General features: G+C 57.9%; 14 protein-coding genes and 1 pseudogene. 10 read left to right on the forward strand and 5 right to left on the reverse strand.

Annotation, left to right across the window (positions count from 1 at the left end):
- Positions 1–14 precede the first annotated feature (14 nt).
- From ACN0SO_RS15810 to pta, 5 genes are all read left to right on the forward strand, one after another.
- Positions 15–863, forward strand: a complete 849-nt coding sequence (locus ACN0SO_RS15810; protein WP_417679414.1) for an IclR family transcriptional regulator — start codon at positions 15–17, stop codon at positions 861–863.
- Positions 864–1,052: 189 nt separating this feature from the next.
- A complete protein-coding gene (locus tag ACN0SO_RS15815; protein ID WP_417679416.1) occupies positions 1,053–1,820 on the forward strand; it encodes an SDR family NAD(P)-dependent oxidoreductase in 768 nt (255 codons plus the stop codon).
- A gap of 212 nt (positions 1,821–2,032) precedes the next feature.
- Positions 2,033–3,817, forward strand: a complete 1,785-nt coding sequence (xsc, locus tag ACN0SO_RS15820) for a sulfoacetaldehyde acetyltransferase (RefSeq protein ID WP_417679418.1) — start codon at positions 2,033–2,035, stop codon at positions 3,815–3,817.
- A gap of 58 nt (positions 3,818–3,875) precedes the next feature.
- Entirely contained in the window at positions 3,876–4,898 is a 1,023-nt protein-coding gene (locus ACN0SO_RS15825) for a YeiH family protein (RefSeq protein WP_417679420.1), read from the forward strand.
- A gap of 95 nt (positions 4,899–4,993) precedes the next feature.
- Positions 4,994–5,962 carry a phosphate acetyltransferase gene (gene pta, locus ACN0SO_RS15830; protein ID WP_417679422.1) on the forward strand — a complete coding sequence of 323 codons (969 nt, stop codon included), beginning with the start codon at positions 4,994–4,996 and terminating at the stop codon, positions 5,960–5,962.
- Between the two features lie 84 nt (positions 5,963–6,046).
- Here pta and ACN0SO_RS15835 read toward each other — a convergent pair whose 3' ends face one another.
- Positions 6,047–6,271: an integrase core domain-containing protein gene (locus tag ACN0SO_RS15835; protein WP_417679424.1), complete on the reverse strand. Its 225-nt coding sequence runs from the start codon at positions 6,269–6,271 to the stop codon at positions 6,047–6,049.
- Between the two features lie 68 nt (positions 6,272–6,339).
- Positions 6,340–6,544: pseudogene (locus ACN0SO_RS15840) on the reverse strand (IS3 family transposase); the annotation flags it as partial.
- A 643-nt stretch (positions 6,545–7,187) separates the two neighbouring features.
- Between ACN0SO_RS15840 and ACN0SO_RS15845 the strand changes: the two are divergent.
- The 4 genes from ACN0SO_RS15845 (at position 7,188) to ACN0SO_RS15860 (ending at position 13,718) form a co-directional block, all read left to right on the forward strand.
- A complete protein-coding gene (locus ACN0SO_RS15845) occupies positions 7,188–8,075 on the forward strand; it encodes a hypothetical protein (RefSeq protein WP_417679426.1) in 888 nt (295 codons plus the stop codon).
- Between the two features lie 48 nt (positions 8,076–8,123).
- A complete protein-coding gene (locus ACN0SO_RS15850) occupies positions 8,124–11,510 on the forward strand; it encodes a S8 family serine peptidase (RefSeq protein WP_417679428.1) in 3,387 nt (1,128 codons plus the stop codon).
- Positions 11,511–11,533: 23 nt separating this feature from the next.
- Positions 11,534–12,688, forward strand: coding sequence for a trypsin-like serine peptidase (locus ACN0SO_RS15855; protein WP_417679430.1), 1,155 nt, complete (start codon positions 11,534–11,536; stop codon positions 12,686–12,688).
- A 172-nt stretch (positions 12,689–12,860) separates the two neighbouring features.
- Positions 12,861–13,718, forward strand: a complete 858-nt coding sequence (locus ACN0SO_RS15860) for a transporter substrate-binding domain-containing protein (protein ID WP_417679432.1) — start codon at positions 12,861–12,863, stop codon at positions 13,716–13,718.
- Between the two features lie 1,508 nt (positions 13,719–15,226).
- On the opposite strand, the gene ACN0SO_RS15865 is transcribed toward ACN0SO_RS15860, so the two are convergent.
- The 3 genes from ACN0SO_RS15865 to ACN0SO_RS15875 all read right to left on the reverse strand — a co-directional run bounded on the left by ACN0SO_RS15865 (position 15,227) and on the right by ACN0SO_RS15875 (position 16,779).
- The gene (locus ACN0SO_RS15865) at positions 15,227–15,514 is read right to left on the reverse strand and encodes a hypothetical protein (protein WP_417679434.1); all 288 of its coding nucleotides are present in this window, start codon (positions 15,512–15,514) and stop codon (positions 15,227–15,229) included.
- Positions 15,515–15,711: 197 nt separating this feature from the next.
- A complete protein-coding gene (locus ACN0SO_RS15870) occupies positions 15,712–16,065 on the reverse strand; it encodes a hypothetical protein (protein WP_417679436.1) in 354 nt (117 codons plus the stop codon).
- Positions 16,066–16,227: 162 nt separating this feature from the next.
- Positions 16,228–16,779: a hypothetical protein gene (locus tag ACN0SO_RS15875; protein WP_417679438.1), complete on the reverse strand. Its 552-nt coding sequence runs from the start codon at positions 16,777–16,779 to the stop codon at positions 16,228–16,230.
- A 388-nt stretch (positions 16,780–17,167) separates the two neighbouring features.
- Here ACN0SO_RS15875 and ACN0SO_RS15880 point away from each other — a divergent pair, with 388 nt between their 5' ends.
- Entirely contained in the window at positions 17,168–17,530 is a 363-nt protein-coding gene (locus ACN0SO_RS15880) for a hypothetical protein (RefSeq protein WP_417679440.1), read from the forward strand.
- The last annotated feature ends 11 nt before the right edge of the window (positions 17,531–17,541 follow it).

Below are 17,541 nucleotides of genomic sequence, written 5' to 3' on the forward strand. Positions count from 1 at the left end.
TGTAAACGGCAATCATGAGTGACGATTCTCCGAAAGAGCCTGCGAAACGTCGCCGGGGACGTCCGCGTCAGGGTGTAGATGCGGGCGACTTCAACGACGACCGTCCTTTCGTGAGTTCGCTTGCCCGGGGAATGTCGATCCTGCGCGCCTTCCGGGCGGAGGATCGGATGCTTGGAACCCAGGTGCTGGCCGAACGCACCGGCCTGCACAAGACGACGGTGTCGCGTCTTCTCGGGACCCTCACCAAGCTCGGCTATCTGCGCTACATGCCGGAATACGGCAAATACGCCATTTCGAACCAGGTCCTGACACTCGGCTACGCCGTCATGGGCCGGTTCGGCTTCGGAGAGCTCATGCGGCGGCGGATGGAAGAGATCGCCGCCCAGGGCGATTGCGTCGTCGCACTCAGTGTGCGCGACCGGCTGGACATGATGTTCGTCGAACTGATCCGCGAACCCACCGCCATCTATCTGTCCCTGAATGTCGGCTCGCGGATTCCCATGGCGGAATCCGCGCCGGGTCGGGCGTATCTGTTCGGCGCGCCGGAAAAGGAACGCGAGGCCGCCATGAAGGAACTCGCGCAACATCATGGCGAGGCCTGGACCGATCATGTCGAGCCTGCTCTGATGGCGGCGCTCGACCGCATGCGCCAGCAAGGCCATTCGGATTCCTTCGGCGAGTGGAAGCCCGATCACAACGCAATCGGAATACCTTTGTACGATCCGCTGACCGGCGACGTATACACACTCAGTGTCGGTGGAAACGCGTCCGTTCTGACGCCTGACAGGTTGCGCAAGGAACACCTTCCGAAGCTGGTGAGCGCCGCGCAGGATATCGCCGCACTCGGTGGCGGTCCGGCCTGACGGCACCCGGCGTCTGACGCCTTTCTGATCTAAATTCCATTTTAAAAACAAAGATATGCGCAAAAATTGCGCAGAGGATTTGTCTTGCGCGGTTTTCATTTAATTTTATATTGCGGAATTAGAGTTCACTATGTACAATTCTTGAAAAGCGATTGACCTGCTTGGAAATGGTTTGGGAGGACCGCAATCGTGACAAGACTGGTGGGAAAAACCGCCCTCGTCTCCGGGGCCGCGGATGGTCTCGGCGAGGAGATCGCCAGGCGGCTTGCGTCCGAGGGCGCGCGTGTCGCCGTTCTCGACCGGAGCGCGGAAGCGATTCAGAAATCCGCCGCCCGCCCCGAGATGGCAGGTGTGCATTTCGAACAGGTTGATCTCTCCGATGCCGATGAAATCGCCGCCGCTCTTCACCGGCTTCACGAGGCCGGCTTTCGCTTCGATATTCTGGTGAACAACGCGGGCGGATCCCTGCACACACCGCGTGCCTTCGTCGAGGAAACCGACGAGGACTGGGCAAGGGTCATGGATCTCAATGTGACCGCCGCGGTTCGTCTGATCCGGGCCATCGTGCCGGGCATGGTCGAGCGCGGCTATGGCCGCATCATCAATCTGGGTTCGAAGGCGGGGCGATACGGCAGCCTCTTTACCGGCGCCAACTATGTCGCCGCAAAGGGTGCCGTGCAATCGATGACGCTGCAGCTCGCCCAGGAATTCGGTCCGCACGGCATTACCTGCAACGCGGTCTGCCCGGGCGCCATCCTTACGCCACGCGTCGAACGGCTTTTGAGCGAGCGGCAGTCTCCGGAAGAGCGGGCGAGAATAGTGGAATCCATTCCGATGCGCCGTAACGGCCGGGTCGAAGATGTTGCGGCCGCCGTCGCGTTTTTCGCCTCCGACGAGACCGGTTTCATCACCGGGCAATTGCTTGACGTGAATGGCGGGCAGGGGATGGCATCATGATCTAGACCCTGCGCGCCGTGTCTCCATGCTGCCGGGCCGGTTGGCAACCGGTTCTCAGGTTCCGGCAGCGTGACTTATCCGTACATCCGAAAAAGACACCAGGCGAATGAATGGCTCGCCCGGAACGGATTTCTTTTGCCTGCGCGGTTCCGGCCGTCGGGCCGATTTCTTTGCCGCTGAGGCGGCCCATACGACTGACAGGAGTTCCAGCCATGCAGATGACCACCGAAGAAGCCTTTGTGAAAACGCTGCAGCGCCACGGCATCGAACATGCCTTTGGCATTATCGGTTCGGCGTTCATGCCGATCTCGGACCTGTTCCCCAAGGCAGGCATCACCTTCTGGGATTGTGCGCACGAAGGCTCCGGCGGAATGATGGCGGACGGCTACACGCGCGCCACCGGCAAGATGTCTATGATGATCGCCCAGAACGGACCGGGCATTACCAATTTCGTCACGGCCGTGAAGACCGCTTACTGGAACCACACGCCGTTGCTTCTGGTGACGCCGCAGGCCGCGAACAAGACCATGGGGCAGGGCGGCTTCCAGGAAGTCGAGCAGATGGCACTCTTCCGCGACATGGTCGCCTATCAGGAGGAGGTGCGTGACCCGAGCCGCGTTGCCGAGGTGCTGGCCCGCGTGATCTCCAAGGCGAAGCAGGCATCGGCTCCCGCGCAGATCAATATGCCGCGCGATTACTGGACCCAGGTCGTGGACATCGAAATTCCGGATCCGATCCTTTTCGAGCGTTCTTCCGGTGGTGAAACCTCCGTGACCGAAGCAGCCCGTCTTCTGAGCGGGGCCAAGAACCCGGTCATCCTGAATGGCGCCGGTGTGGTGCTGGCCGAAGGGGGGATCGCCGCCTCCATGGAACTGGCCGAACGGCTCGATGCGCCGGTTTGTGTCGGCTACCAGCACAACGACGCTTTCCCGGGCTCGCATCCCCTGTTCGCTGGTCCGCTTGGCTACAATGGCTCCAAGGCCGCGATGGAGCTGATCAGGGACGCCGACGTGGTCCTGGCTCTGGGAACCCGCCTCAACCCGTTCTCGACGCTGCCGGGCTACGGTATGGAATACTGGCCGACGAACGCGAAGGTCATCCAGGTCGACATCAATCCGGACCGGATCGGTCTGACCAAGAAGATCTCCGTAGGCATCGTCGGCGATGCAACGCGGGTGGCGAAGGGCATTCTCGCTCAGTTGTCGGCATCCGCCGGCAATGCCGGGCGGGCCGAACGCAAGGCGCGCATCGCCGAAACCAAGAGCCGCTGGGCCCAGCAGTTGACCTCCATGGACCACGAAAACGACGATCCGGGTACCTCCTGGAACGAACGGGCGCGCGCGGACAAGCCGGAATGGATGAGCCCGCGCATGGCCTGGCGCGCGATCCAGGCAGGCCTGCCGAAAGAGGCGATCATCTCGTCCGATATCGGCAACAACTGCGCCATCGGCAACGCCTATCCGAGCTTCGATGCCGGCCGCAAATATCTGGCGCCGGGTCTCTTCGGACCATGCGGCTACGGTCTGCCCGCCGTCATCGGCGCCAAGATCGGCTGTCCCGACGTTCCGGTGGTCGGGTTCTCCGGCGACGGCGCCTTCGGCATTGCTGTGACGGAACTGACAGCCATCGGCCGTAAGGAATGGCCGGCCATAACCCAGGTCGTCTTCCGCAACTATCAGTGGGGCGCGGAAAAGCGGAACTCGACGCTCTGGTACGACGACAATTTCGTCGGCACCGAACTGGATGAAGACGTCAGCTATGCCGCCATCGCCAATGCCTGCGGGCTGAAAGGCGTTGTAGCGCGTACGATGGAGGAACTGACGGCGGCGATGGCGCAGGCGGTTACCGACCAGATGGAACATGGTGTGACCACGCTGATCGAGGCCCTGATCAACCAGGAACTGGGCGAGCCTTTCCGCCGCGACGCGATGAAAAAGCCTGTTGAAGTCGCCGGCATCAGCAAGAACGACATGTGCCCGCAAAAAGGCGCGGCCTGACCTGGGCATCCGGCCCGGCGGCTTCCGACTGCCGGGTCGTTCTCTTCCGGAGCATTTCATGACGAGTTTGGCCACGCGGCTGCCCGCCGCGCAGACGTTGAAATCGATCTTTCCCGGTTTCGCGGTTTCCGCCCTTGCGGCTGCGACCGCACAGTTCCTGTCGGAGCATTACGGTGCTCCCGCCATGCTGATGGCGCTTCTCCTCGGTCTGGCGCTGAATTTTCTCTCTGAACCGGGCACCCGCACCGCCAAGGGCGTGGAATTCACCGCACGCACCGTGCTGCGGATCGGGGTGGCGTTGCTTGGTGCGCGCATCAGCGTGGACCTGCTGGTCCAGCTCGGGGGGACGTCCGTGGCGCTGATCGTGGCGGGGGTCGTTCTGACCATCCTGTTTGCCTTGCTGGCGAGCCGGATGTTCGGGCGTGACTGGCGGTTCGGGCTTCTGACCGGCGGCTCCGTGGCGATCTGCGGCGCTTCCGCGGCAATGGCGATCGCAGCCGTCCTGCCCCGGCACGAGAAATCAGAACGTGATCTGGTCTTTGCGGTTCTGTCGGTGACCGTGCTGTCGACCATCGCCATGGTGATCTATCCGATGCTCGCCCAATTGTTTCAGTTCGATGCGCGCGACTCGGGACTGTTTCTCGGCGGAACCATTCACGACGTGGCGCAGGTGGTCGGCGCGGGCTTCTCAATCGGCCCGGAAACCGGAGAGACCGCCACTCTGGTCAAGCTGATCCGGGTCTCGATGCTGGCTCCGGTGGTGCTGGTGTTCTCGCTGGTCATCCGCCAGATCGGTCTTTCCGGAGCGCATCCGAAGGATCGGCCGCCGTTGATGCCGCTGTTCGTGGTTGGGTTTCTGGTTCTGGCGGCGCTGAATTCCTTCGGTCTGATCCCGCAATTCCTGTCCGACTGGGTCGGATCCTTGAGCCGCTGGGCGCTGCTGGTTGCCGTCGCCGCGGTGGGCATCAAGACATCTCTGGGCCGCATGGTCGAAGTCGGTGCGTCGGCGATCGGTCTGGTCGTTGTCGAAACGATCTTTCTCGGCATCTTCATCGTTGCCGGTCTGCATTTCCTGTCCTGAGCGATGCGTTCCACCCGACCCGACCATGGACGATGCACAACATCTTCGGGTGCGGTGGCCGATCTTTGCTCTGAACATCCGGAAAGGGATACCCGATGAAACCGCTCGACCGCATCCTGGCTGCCGCACGGGCAAATCCGCGTCACATCATCCTGCCGGAGGGGGAAAGTCCTCTCGTGGCCGAGGCCGCTGCCCGTCTCGTCGCCGAGGGCCTTGCCCGCGTCACGCTCATGAACGGCCCCAGCCTTCCCGGCGTCACGTCGCTTGTGCCTGCGGAGGCGCGGGATCTGGCGGAACTGGGTGATCACTGGCACAGAATGCGCGCCGCAAAAGGGATGACGGCGGAGCAGGCGGTGGAGGATATGCGCGACCCGATCCGGCAGGCCGCTATGCGGGTCCGCCTCGGCCAGGCGGACGGTACGGTCGGTGGAGCCGTTACCACGACCGCCGAGACGGTTCGCGCCGCATTGCAGATCGTCGGCCGCGCTGCGGATGCGGAGATCGTTTCAAGCTTCTTCATTATGTTGTCCTGCGGCCCCGATGCGCCGATCAAGGGCGGCATGATCTTTGCCGATTGCGGTCTTGTGATCGAGCCGAATGCGGCGGAACTTGCCGCCATCGCCCGTTCCGCCGCGCAATCCTGCCGGCAGTTGCTGCAGGAAACGCCCCGGGTGGCGCTTCTGTCCTTTTCGACTGCGGGATCGGCGCACCACCACAGCCTGACAAAGATCCATGATGCGCTGGAACTGATCCGTGCGGCGGAACCGGACCTGGAAGTCGACGGCGAGATGCAGTTTGACGCCGCCCTCGACGATGCGATCCGCGCGAAGAAGGCGCCGGGCAGCCGTCTGTCTGGGCGTTCCAACGTCTTTATATTTCCCGATCTGGCCTCGGGAAACATTGGCTACAAGATCGCCCAGAGATTGGGCGGGATGATTGCCATCGGCCCCATTCTGCAGGGTCTTTCCAGGCCCGCCAACGACCTGTCCCGCGGCTGTTCCGTGGACGACATCATCGCCACGACCGCCGTCACAGCTCTGCAGGCGGAGACCTGTTATGCCTGACCTGACCGAGGAAAAGGGCCGACGACTAGCCCATTGACGCACCATCATACGTTATCGTCATTTATGCGTCCGGTTTTGGCCGCTTCAACGGCCGCATTCATCCCTGAGGCTGCCGTCAACGCTCTCGACGAAGCCATTCCGCATCGGTTCGCCGGGTTGGATGTATTGCCAGTCGACACCTGTCTCCCGACACCATTTGAGAACGGTCATGCTGATCGGCTCGATTCCGTTGTCGGAAACCACGGTGACTGATTTCCGGCGCAAACGGATGAGCGCATCGACTTCACGGGTGACCCGCAAGCCGGACAATGACGTTATCGGCCACCAACGCCAGGCACGCGTCTGTAATCGTCAACCACGGCCGGAACCCGGACCTCCTCCTTCAGCACGGCGTTGTCGAGCATCGCTTTGGCTAAGAGCGTCTTGAGCGTCGCGTTCTCATCTTCCAAAGCCTTCAGCTTGCGGGCAGCGGAGACGTCCATGCCGCCAAACCTGGCCAAACATTGCTTCCGGGATCCCGTGCCTGCAGCGAACACCGGTTGTCTTGGGACCGCTTTCCTGCTCTCGCAAGATGCCGATGATCTGTTCTTCTGTAAAACTGAACGCTTCATTCGGACCGTTTTTCGATTGGAACGGACTCTACGCAAAACTGGAGGAGTTCTGGGGTCTCAGGTCACGGTGTCCCGACAGGCGTCCTCGAAGCCATCGCGGAAGCTATGTAAGGAGCTTTAGGCATGTTTAACAGTGTGATGGAACAGTGCGAAGGAATTACCCTTCGAAACCACCAAGTTATTGATATGTAAGGCCTGAGAATGGTGCTGCCGGAGAGATTTGAACTCTCTATTCGATTCTGAAATATAAATAAAATCAATAACTTAAAATTTATTCGAACGCTGTTTTGTAGGTGAGTTTTGTATGCGTTTGAAGGTGCGGTGGCGTGACCCAGATGGCCGTTCAGCTCAATCGCGACACAGTCTTCCAGTTGAGCGAACTGAAAGAGATTGAAAGTTTCCATCGGTGCAGCTCGGACTAGAAATATCTTAACCGATTGATGCGGTAGCAGCCGGTTATGCTCAGTCGTATTCGGATGCTCATCAAGCCAAAGATCCGCATCACCCAGTTGCAGTGATTTTAATAATTCTCCCGATAGTTGATTTAATCGATCTTTGATAGTATTTTCAACGTAGAATTGTTGATGCTCTTTTTTGTTAGATTTGGGTGTCGCATGGCTAAGAGCTCTTCTTTAGGTCGTTGGATTTTTATTAGTTTCGCCGCCGTCTGCGTCGCTGGACTCATTTTTGTGCTCTACGAGCCCAACGTGACGCTCGGTGGATCGCCGCGAGAAGATCGCATTGCTGAGTTTCGCGAGGAACTTAATCTTACTGAAGGTCAGCGACTGGTCTGGAGCCCGCAGCTTGTGTCGGAAACCTACGCCGTCGGCACGGTCTTTCCCTCTGCAGGGCTGGGACATGCGGTAACCACGAAGTGCAACGCGGGCGAAGCGAAGATTGACGAGATGAAGGTCAGGCTGGGGGAGGGCAAGCATTACGAGATCACACCTGACCTTGGCATTGATGACGTAATCGGACTAAACCTCGATGGCGCTAAGTCGCTCGAATACGTTCTGTCAATCGAGGAAGCCCGAGTCTTACCCGCCTATAGCGACCTCGTGCGAGCCTTGGCCTCTGACCCTGAGTGCCTTGCGATGATCGCCAATAAGCCCGTTATGGTACTCTATGGCGTTTATCGCGGTGACGAGGCCTATGCCGTGACGAGGACGTTCACCGGCAATCTCAGGACTGGGAACTGGAAAGAAATCTTCGGCGCAGGGGGTAGTGTCGGTGGCGACGGCAACCGCAAGTCCGATTTCAGCCGCGAGGACACCTCTCTTATCTGGTCGCTCACCAAGGTCTATCTCAAGGACGAGCGGTTTCCCAATGGGCCAGGCACGGAGTCCTTCCGCCTGCAAAAGGCGAATGAGTTGTTGAGGCAAGAAACCGACTATGCCAGTCGAGCCGAGAATAGCGTCGAGTTTTATCCGCCTAGCGATGACGAAGTTAAGGCTTTGCTCGAGGTGCCGGAAAACGTCACCTCGCCGGGCGACGACTCGTAAAAGTAAGAAATGGGCACAACCATCGAGCATACTGCGAGGAGACAGACCATGATGATGTTTCGCAGGCTCAAATTGCTGGGACTCTCCCTGCTGGCTGCGGCTCTCTCTGTACAGCCACTTTCTGCTGAGGCTCCCCAGCTCAAGCACAGTGCGGTCATCGAGAAACTCCTGCAACAGCAACAAGACGAGGTCAGCGCTTCATTGCGCTCTGACGTTGAGCGGTTACAGGCTATTTTAGCGCTCCTTTCAAATATCATTGAACGCAACGACTTGCGCACAGCCGAGCGCGCCATGCGCCACGTCACCTTCGCTTTAGTTGAGATGCGACTGCCGGCCAGGGAAAAGGCCCCGGTCTTGTCGACGCTTGATTGCATCGCCACCGCACTTGAGAAAGGGCAGAAAATCCAGCCCTGCCGCGCACTTTATAATAACAGTCTGCGAATGCTCGACTCGCTAAACACAGCGCAAACTGCGCAGGCTCTCGTCGCGAAAAGCAATCAGTATAGCATTGTGACCAACCCGCTCGAGCGCTTCACAGGGTTGTCGTCTACACCGGCTACTTTGCCGCCGGACAAATTGGAAAAACGGTCCAGTTACGCTATCTCCTTCTATGGTCAGTCGGTGGACGTGGAGCTTGGCCGACTGTTAGCTCTGCTCGCGCGCTACGACCCGGATCTACTGCGCCCCATTCCAATCAATAAAAATTTCCAATATGCCAAGTGCCTCAACGGCCCCTTCCCGATGTATGTGGGCCTCTATGCCAAGGACGCCGCCGCGCGTTATCAAAAAATTATGGCGCAATCCGCCGAACCCCGCGAAGCCGAAAATGGCGATGTGCTACGTTTCGGCATCTGGCAGAGTTCACTCGCCGACCGGATCGCAAGGGCAGGTGGTAATTATCCTGCCGCGCTGGCCGACTACACCTCAGATCAGGCATTCAATCTGCTCCGCGAAGAGTTCAGTACTCGTTTCGGCTTGACCGAGTTCAGCGACGATCCGGTCGTGACCGCGCTCATGACGCTTTGGGTGGTCAGAGAGACCCAGTTCGAGAAAATAGTGTCGAATTATCTACAGCGCGAGGTCACAGGCGCCGATATCGGTCCCGCACTGGCTAGAACTGGTCTCCGGGGCCAGGCGCTCTGGGAGGCCGTCTATCAAAGTACGGTGCGTTTCCTGCATTGCTCTGACGCTGACAAGGTCTTCGAAGCCTACGGTCTTACATACCGTCGTGGCGACTATCCCACGGCCCGGGCCACTTTAACCCGACTGCGTGAAGCGGTGGGGTATCCGGCAGTACCCAGCCTGAAGGTCACGACAGTCGAACGCCGGTTCATAGAGGACCAGAAACCGAATTGCGCGGCTTTCGGTCCAGTCGAAAGCCGCTACTCCGGGAACGATGCCAAAGCCTGTCATCTCGGAGAAATCGACCTAGGTAATGGACAGAGCCAATATCTCGTATTGGGCGGTGGCGCGCGGGTGGAATTCCTCGTCACTCCAGCGGAACGCGAACGGCTCGCAGATTACATGCGCCTAATCGAAAAAGCGGATCGGGGCGGCGAAATCCTAAGATGGGCTGCTGAAGGCGCGGCCGAACTGGATCTGCAAACCATACGCTCAAGCGTAGCGTTGCCCTCTTGGGACAACAACTGGGATAAGTTGCCCTGTGTATTGGGCATGTCCTATTACATAGACCCGTCAGACACTGAGCAGATGGTCGAGCATTTCAAAGACTACCGACAGAATTTCTATCCGGTAACGGGCCGCTCGCTGAACGACGAGAAATGGCAGCTTTTTATGATCGACGAGTTCAACGGCTTCAGGAAGCCTGATTTCGCTGAGAAACTAATGCCATTGGCGAAGCGCCTCGCGGGTGTGCTTGCGACCCTGAAGGGCGCGCAAGAAGAGGAGGTCCAGCTCAAGATCAGCTCAACGGCTCCCGAGATCGATCTCAATCCCGGAACAGACGTCACCACTGATGGCACCGTGCCGTCGCTCGACGGCGTCGGACCGGATCTGGGATTGCTCTGCGATATTGTCGAACGTCAGCTCTCCGACTTCAAGGGCGCTCAGGATGTGTCGCATGGTGCCTTCTTGGAAAGTCTCCTATTCGACGCGTCTAGCTCATTGGCCGACGTAAAGGGGCTAGGCTTGCTCAATGACAAAGGGCCGCTCGAGCCGGACTTCATTTCAAGTCACTATAAAAGCTATGCAGCCAACAAACGCATCGACATGGTGGCTAACCACATTGGGAATATTGTTACGGCGTTGAAAAGGACCGCTAGCCTAAACAACGGCAATGAACCAGTTACTGTCGTCAACGTGAGCATGGGACGCTCCTACGCCAATCAAGGAGGAGCAGTGCGCGATGTTGCAAAAGCGTCGGTGAAAAACTTAAAGACTGATCTATTGTACGGCGACAGCGCGCTGTTTGTAGTTGCTGCGGGCCAACCCACGGTGGATCCGAACTCCGTGCGCGATGCGCGCGACCTAGAAGCCCAAAAGGGCCTCAGGCTGGTCCAGACCGACCCTAAAAATCTTGACGTCAACTATCCGGACTGCTCCTTTTTTCCAGCCTGTTTCAGCGGCTACAAGAACGTCATCACGGTAGGTGCGGTCAAACCGAGCCCCTCCGGATTCGGCAAGCCGGTAATTATGCCATGGTCCAACTATGGCTCGGCAGTCACGCTAGCGGCGCCGGGGCAAGGGGTGCTGGGCAACGACCTCGCCTATCTGCCGAATGACGACCCGTACGTGAAACTTAAGCCTATGCCCTTCTCCAGCCTGCGTGATGGCACATCGATCGCCACTGTGTTTGTCACCGCTCTGGCGGCTAAAATCGCAGCCGAGAATACCGAGATGACGCCCGCCGAGATCAAGATGCGGCTGACATCGACCGTGCGCCCCTATATTTCTAGCGATGGCGACGAGGAACTTCTGCGTGGTGTCGAGGGTCAGATCTATGCCGGGGTGATCGATCCCAAGGCAGCGCTGCGAAATCCTTCCAAGTACCACGTGACCTACCGCACACCCCGCTCTGATGGTCGCCTTACGGTCGAATACGACATCATACAGCGAGCTCAAACCGAAAATGACACCGAAAAGCGCCCGCTCTGGCTCTTCGACAGCACAAGCACCTCCGAAAGCGAAAAGCTAACCTGTAACTGGAAGCGGCTCTTGCGGTTGCATTTCGACGACGAGACCGAAAAGGACGAAACCTGGTTCCGCCCCATCCCACGGGGAGCGATAGTATGCGAGACTGGCAAATCAGTCGGTGACCTTGCCGTTGGCGCAGGCTCCTTTGGGACTACGGACGTTAAGCAGAATACTTGCCTCGTGCACGACACCTGTTTCGAGGCGCTCTCCGCGGAAACTGGTGGTTGGATGCCGCTGAAAATTGCCGAGATTCGCGACATTTATTTCCCCAGCGGTCCGTGAGACAGATCGCACCGATAGCCACGTTGGCGCTCAATCTGCTGGTTGCACCGCTGGCAGCCGAAACCCTCGTCGAGGCCGACGCGCTGCGCGAACGCGTTGTAGAGGCGCCACCCGAGCAGCCGGTCATTCAAGGCAGTCTGCAATTCCTGCATGTGAAACCGCCGCCGCAAGCCAACGGACGTGCATGGCGGTTCTGGGTCCGCGCGCCCGGCATCGATATGCCATTGGTGATTTATGATGTCACGAATGGTCGCGAGATCTCCCGCATCTCCCTTAACGGGGCCCACCGTGGGACGTGGAGCGGCGACCTGCCACCTCATCAGGTATATATCAGTGCCCCAGTGAGACAGCAGCTCGAGGTGAAACTTCTGTCTTGGTCCGAGGTTACCATCGATACTCAGACACCAGTGGGTGAACTCAACCTCACGGAGGTGCTTCCTGACGCGCTGCCACTGCGGCTAATGCAGCACTTACCGGGCGTGGGCTTGCTGCGGCTGCTGAAGACGCGGCTGGCGGATGCAGCGCCGGGTGCGCCACCCGAGTTCATTTATTGCACCGCCTTTCTCGTAAGCGCGCGTTACGCCGTGACTGCCGACCACTGCGTCGACTTTGGACTGAATGACCGCATGGCCGATATTCGGTTGGCCTATGTCGCTAAGCATAACGAAGAGGAAAGCATTCAGCACAGCGTGTCGCTGTACACCTCATCCCAGGAGCTCGATCTTGCGATTTTAACGCTGGATCCGCCCGCTTCCGACGATGCTGTGCTGGAGTTAGCTGCGCTGGATGCAGAGCCGCGCACTGAGGCGATGATCCTTCAGCACTTCTCGGCAAAGCCCCTATCTATTTCGGACGATGCCGACTGCGTGGTGCTCGACGCCCTGTATGACGGCCCTAGCATCTGGGACGCGGTAAGCCAACAAGGAAACAGCGAGAAGGATGCGTTGTTCGCCCATGGCTGCGACACTACTAGCACGAGCAGCGGAAGCCCCGTTCTGGACCGTCATACCTATCAACTAATAGGCATGCACCAGCAGGGCTTTCGCCACAGCGGCGCGACCCATAACCGTGCATTGCGCGTGAGCCGCATCCGCGCGTTCCTAGTTCAAAACGGGGTGATCCAGCCCGCCGCCAGGGTCATCTCTCACACAGATACAGGAAAGGAAGCCAACCCATGATGTCCACAGTTCCACCCCTTGCCGCGCTCGCGGCGCTTACCCTATTTGTCGGGTCTCTCTCCACGAAGTCTCCCAGCGCGGGAGCAACCTCGATACCCTCTTCGGAGACCGTGCAGGTCGCGCAATCTTGCCCCCAAGGCTACCGCCCTTGTGCGCCTGGTTGTTGCCCCGCATGACGGCGCAATATGTTGGGTTGCTTTATGGCTTGGTACTCGCGTTTAGCCCCATCTTGCCAGCAGCTGCCGCCGATGAGGTGCTGCGCCTAGGCATCCGAGTAGATGCGCCGCCCTTCTCTTCTCGTGTCGAAACCGCCCACTCAGGTGCGAAATTCGATGAGATGTATACAGGGTTTTCGGTGTCGCTCTGCAGCGAAGTGGTGCAAAGGATGAAATGGGATACGCCCGACCTTCGGGTCGAAGTGATCCCGGTCACAGCGCAGACCCGCTTTCCCAAAGAGCCCCAGCAGTATCCGACGTGGGACCTGCTCTGCGATCCGACCTCCGTCACCCTATTGCGGTTCGATTGGTGCCGCTATTCCTTTCCCTACTTCGTTACCGGCATCGCCTACGCGACCCATGACAGCGCCACGAACCCTGAAAATCTTGGGGGGCAGCTGGTTGCTCTCGTGGGCAAAACAACTACGGATTCCGGGCTCAAGCTTGAATGGAGTCACCTGTACGGCACCCCTCCGGAGTTTGTCGTCAAGGATAACTACGAAGAGGCTGTGTTGGCGCTGAAGGAAGGCGAAGTCAAGGCGGTCTTCGGCGACCAGATATTGTTGCAGGACGCGCTGGAGAAGGCGTCCATGTCGGTCGAGAGCTACATGTCGAGCGACATACTATCGATTGAACTCTACAGTTTTTGTGTGAATTCTGCTCGGCCCAATGTCTTGACCGTTGTGAACGTCACGCTCGCTGATCTTTATCGCAGCGGTAAAATCATCGAACTGCTGGGCGAAAGTTTCGACGGGCGCGGTGCAAACCGCCTCCTGTCTACCCTCTACCGCCTTTATGCTGTGCCGGAGAAATAGGCGTGGGAACAGTGCGCGTGCTCCTGCATTTTAACAGACGCCGCGTTTTGTGCTGACACGATACAGTCCTCCATTTTCCTAAACATAACGGCGAACCACTTAATTGGGGGAGAACCAGTCTTAACAAGACCCTACTCGAAGACCTGTCACGCACCAACTTGCCGACACCGGTAAAGCCCCCGCTCATCAATCACGAAGTCCTAGAAAAACCGCGCGGGTGCGAAGGGGATGCCTAATGGGTCCACCAGGGGAACCGATGCCAAACCCCGGAAGATTTGAGAGGCAAGTAAAGATAGATGAATTTGCAGAAGCAACCTCATGTTGGTTGCCAAATGTGCTCCCTATGTAAACTCCAACAGCGGTGTTTTTTGCTCTGAAGCACGTTGGAAATGATCTGCCGGTCGACGCGTCGCGCATTCAATGACATCGTACCTGGCAGCGAGATATTCCTCACGAAATTGATAGCGCCTGGAAGAAACATGCATCCTCGACCTTCAGGCCCGTCCACGGACCGGGCTATCCGAACGTTTGCCGAATGTGCGATCGACAACAAATAAACCAGGCCTGGTAAATCCAGCGAAGAACGCGGATACGGCTGAAGGCCTTGGTCTTCCAAGCCTTTCTGCTGGGCATACGTTTGTGGACTTGCTGCACTCAAGCTTCGACGAAATAGTTTGCTCGCCCTGTAGTTACCTGCGATCGAGGATTGACAGGGAAGCGCGCTGGCGCGTTCCGCGAGTGTGAGAGCTTTCGGTTCTGCTCTGATTGTGGTGGAGCCAGCCTATGCTCATTTCTGAGCGTCCGGTGCGATCGGCATGGAGCCGGGGAGGGGCGCGAAAGATCCGGGCTGTCGGCGTGGATGCGGACACAGGTCTGTTGACTGTGTTCCGGCGATGGAATGGAAGCGAAGACCCGGAAGCATGTGGTGTATCAGTTCCGCTCGTACGGGCCGGAACGGCCCCTGGGGAGCCGGACGGTGATCAGCATGGCATTGTGAGACTGATCGTATGCTATCGCTTAACCGGATGACATTCAGATCCCGGGAGGAGCGACCGGCCCGGAGCCGAAGGCGACGGCCGGAGCGATCTCCCTGGTGTCTTTGTTCCATCACATTAAGCTCCTCCGGAGGTGCCGGGTGTGTATGACAGATGTCTCTCTCGTTTCCTTTCACTCTTCCGGAACGATGATCGATATCCCGGAGAGCTGAGGACCGTCGCGGAGCGACGGCCGCAGGCTCTCGGCGTGCCGAAGGCACGCCCCCTTGATAATCGTTATGATGTCTATGTTTTATTAGTGTCTAATGGCTTTCGCGTAGTCGAGAAACCGCGGAAATCTGAGGTGGCTAGCCATTTCAACTGTGTTCTCTACTATGTTCCGACTGTGTCCGGCGCTGTGTTTCAACTGTGGGCGCGTCACTTGTCCTGTCCAGGCTTCAAACGACCGGATTACGCTCGCTGCCACATGCTTCCGGCGCCAACGAAGTTTTTCGACTGTGGCTTTTACTGTGGTCAGCGAGGAGCTCCGAGATACTTGCAGGCATGATTGTAGTCTCGCTTCAACGAGTCGTTGCGTGGCAACTCCTGATGACCGAAGAGCAAGGACGAGGCTACCTTGAGCAATGGCCCGGATACTTTGGCGTCCAAGGCTATCAGAACCTTGCCTGCAGCATAGCGGTCAGCCCAGGCTGCATGGTTGGCGTTGTTGCTTGTCTTCGATGAGTTGAGCTGCGTGACAGTTCCCGGAATGCCCTTGGTGATGCGTTCGAAGACCTGCTTGTCACTATCCGTCCGAAGCATCTGCGCTCCAAAGCGGCAGAAACCTGGGCCGGCGCGTTCAAGGAGCCCCAGGGCATCAAGCTTCTCCTCCCTCGAACCGCCGTATCGGGAGAATCTGAAGGCAGCATTGAAGTCGAAGTTTGTTGCAGCGAGTGCATTCCAACCATCTTCATGGCTGCATATGCGGTGACCACAACACCAGAAGAAATGCAGGTCAATCAGCTGTCAATCAGCTGTCGATCATTGAGAAAGTCGGATACCATGCCGCTTATCTCGTTCCTTCGCGGAACGGTTGGCTGTGGGCGTAACACTGGCGCGACTGCGTCGATTTCGCCGGCGGCGTATTTCTCGTTCAGAATGACATTGAGCGCGAGATAGCGCCTGCGGAGTCCGTCCGAATATGTGGCTCTTAATCCCTGGCGTTTGTTCAGTTCGTCCTTGATGAAATCCAGGGCTTCCAGCAGCCGGGCGATTGAGCGTTTGCGTAGTTTGCCGAGCGCGTTTTCATTCCAGGCGTGCTCAAAATCAGGCTGCGGGATGTTTTCCTGATGCTCGATTTCGGTGGGTGTCATTTCCGGCTCTTCAAGCACTGCGTTTCGGTCCTCCGTCGCTTTTGTGTGTTTTCCTGGAGAGGGCAGCGGGAAGCCATCTCGCCGAGTTCATGCTGAGGTTATAGCGGCCGAGGGAGCGGCCTTACGGATTTTTTTAAAAGAAGTTCGCTGCGGTAGAACATTCTACGGAAAACCGTGGCCATGAGCCTTGAGCCATTCTTCAAGTTCGCGAATGAGGTCTGGGTTCTGGATAGCGGTATCCCGGTAGATCGCGTAGGCAATTGACGGATCGTAAGGGCTGAAACCCATTTCTTTCATCATGACGCCAGCCTTTATCTTGCGGCTTGCCAGGACGGTTTCGATCGCCGTTTTCACATCGGCCAGCAGACGTCCATCGGGGTGGACAATGAAACCGGTCGCGCCTTTCAAACCGGTCGTGACAGCGGTCGGTCTGGAAGGAAGCAAGGCTGGACTGGAAACTGGCGCCGTCGTGCCTGCCACGCAGGTAATGGCGTATTCCGAAGCTAGCCATTTGAGGAATTCGTCCCGCTCAGCCGAGGTCGCTTTATGCCAATGCTGCTTGAGTCCGTTGATCGCCTTCGGCCGCGGCTTGAGCCCGGTTTGATGTGCCGCATCCCACAGTGTCAACTTGCCAGCTGCGACATCCCTTGCAAGTGCCGGATGTTCTGCCTTCAGCCGTCGCTTATAATAGGTCTTATCACGTTTTATGCTCATGGTCACCTTGTAGAATGTTCTACATATCGCGTCCATCGATTTGTAGAAATTTCTACACGCCGGCTTCTGTAACGAGACAGGTCGATCACTCATCAATAGGGTTGTGACCAGGCGCGATCCAGATCTCCCAGCATGAACGAGAGGGGCGACTTACTGGCGAATGGAAACTGAATCGACAAGAAGCCCACCCAGGGTCGCTGGATGGGCTTCTCACTGCCAGCCTGGCTGGTCATAGGCAAGCAGTTAGGTGCAACCTTCTCAATTGGGAGGTGATCAATGTTGCATCAGGAATTATTCCGAAGGAAATGATGGGAGTCAAGTATAAAAAAATTAATATACTTAAGTCAGCATTGATTTACTTGGATATATTTGAATTTGGAGGGGGTTTGTGATAGAAGAGCGTGAAATTGGTTCTGAAAGTGGGCGAATGGTTGATTTAGGTTTTAAGGTCGTTCGGGAATACAGGCGGGAATTTCACCTGCTGGCGGCGTGCCTGGATGGGCGGATGGTTGATATCCTCAAAGAGGCAATTGCCCTGCTGGTCGCTGCATATAAGCTGGACGATAAGTTCCCCCTTCTTGTCGAGGCGGGCCGGGCAAGTTCGGAGAAGCGCCGCAATGCTGGTAATCGAGGCTTGGGCGCATCCGAGCCCAAGGTCGAAAAGTCGTCGCAAGATGATGATCCCGATCCGACGGAGCCCGAGCCCGGAAAACGGGGAAAGAAGAAGCATAAACGGAAGAAAAAGCGCTGAGCGCGCTCTAT

This window comes from Roseibium sp., assembly GCF_048260565.1.
GTDB lineage: Bacteria > Pseudomonadota > Alphaproteobacteria > Rhizobiales > Stappiaceae > Roseibium.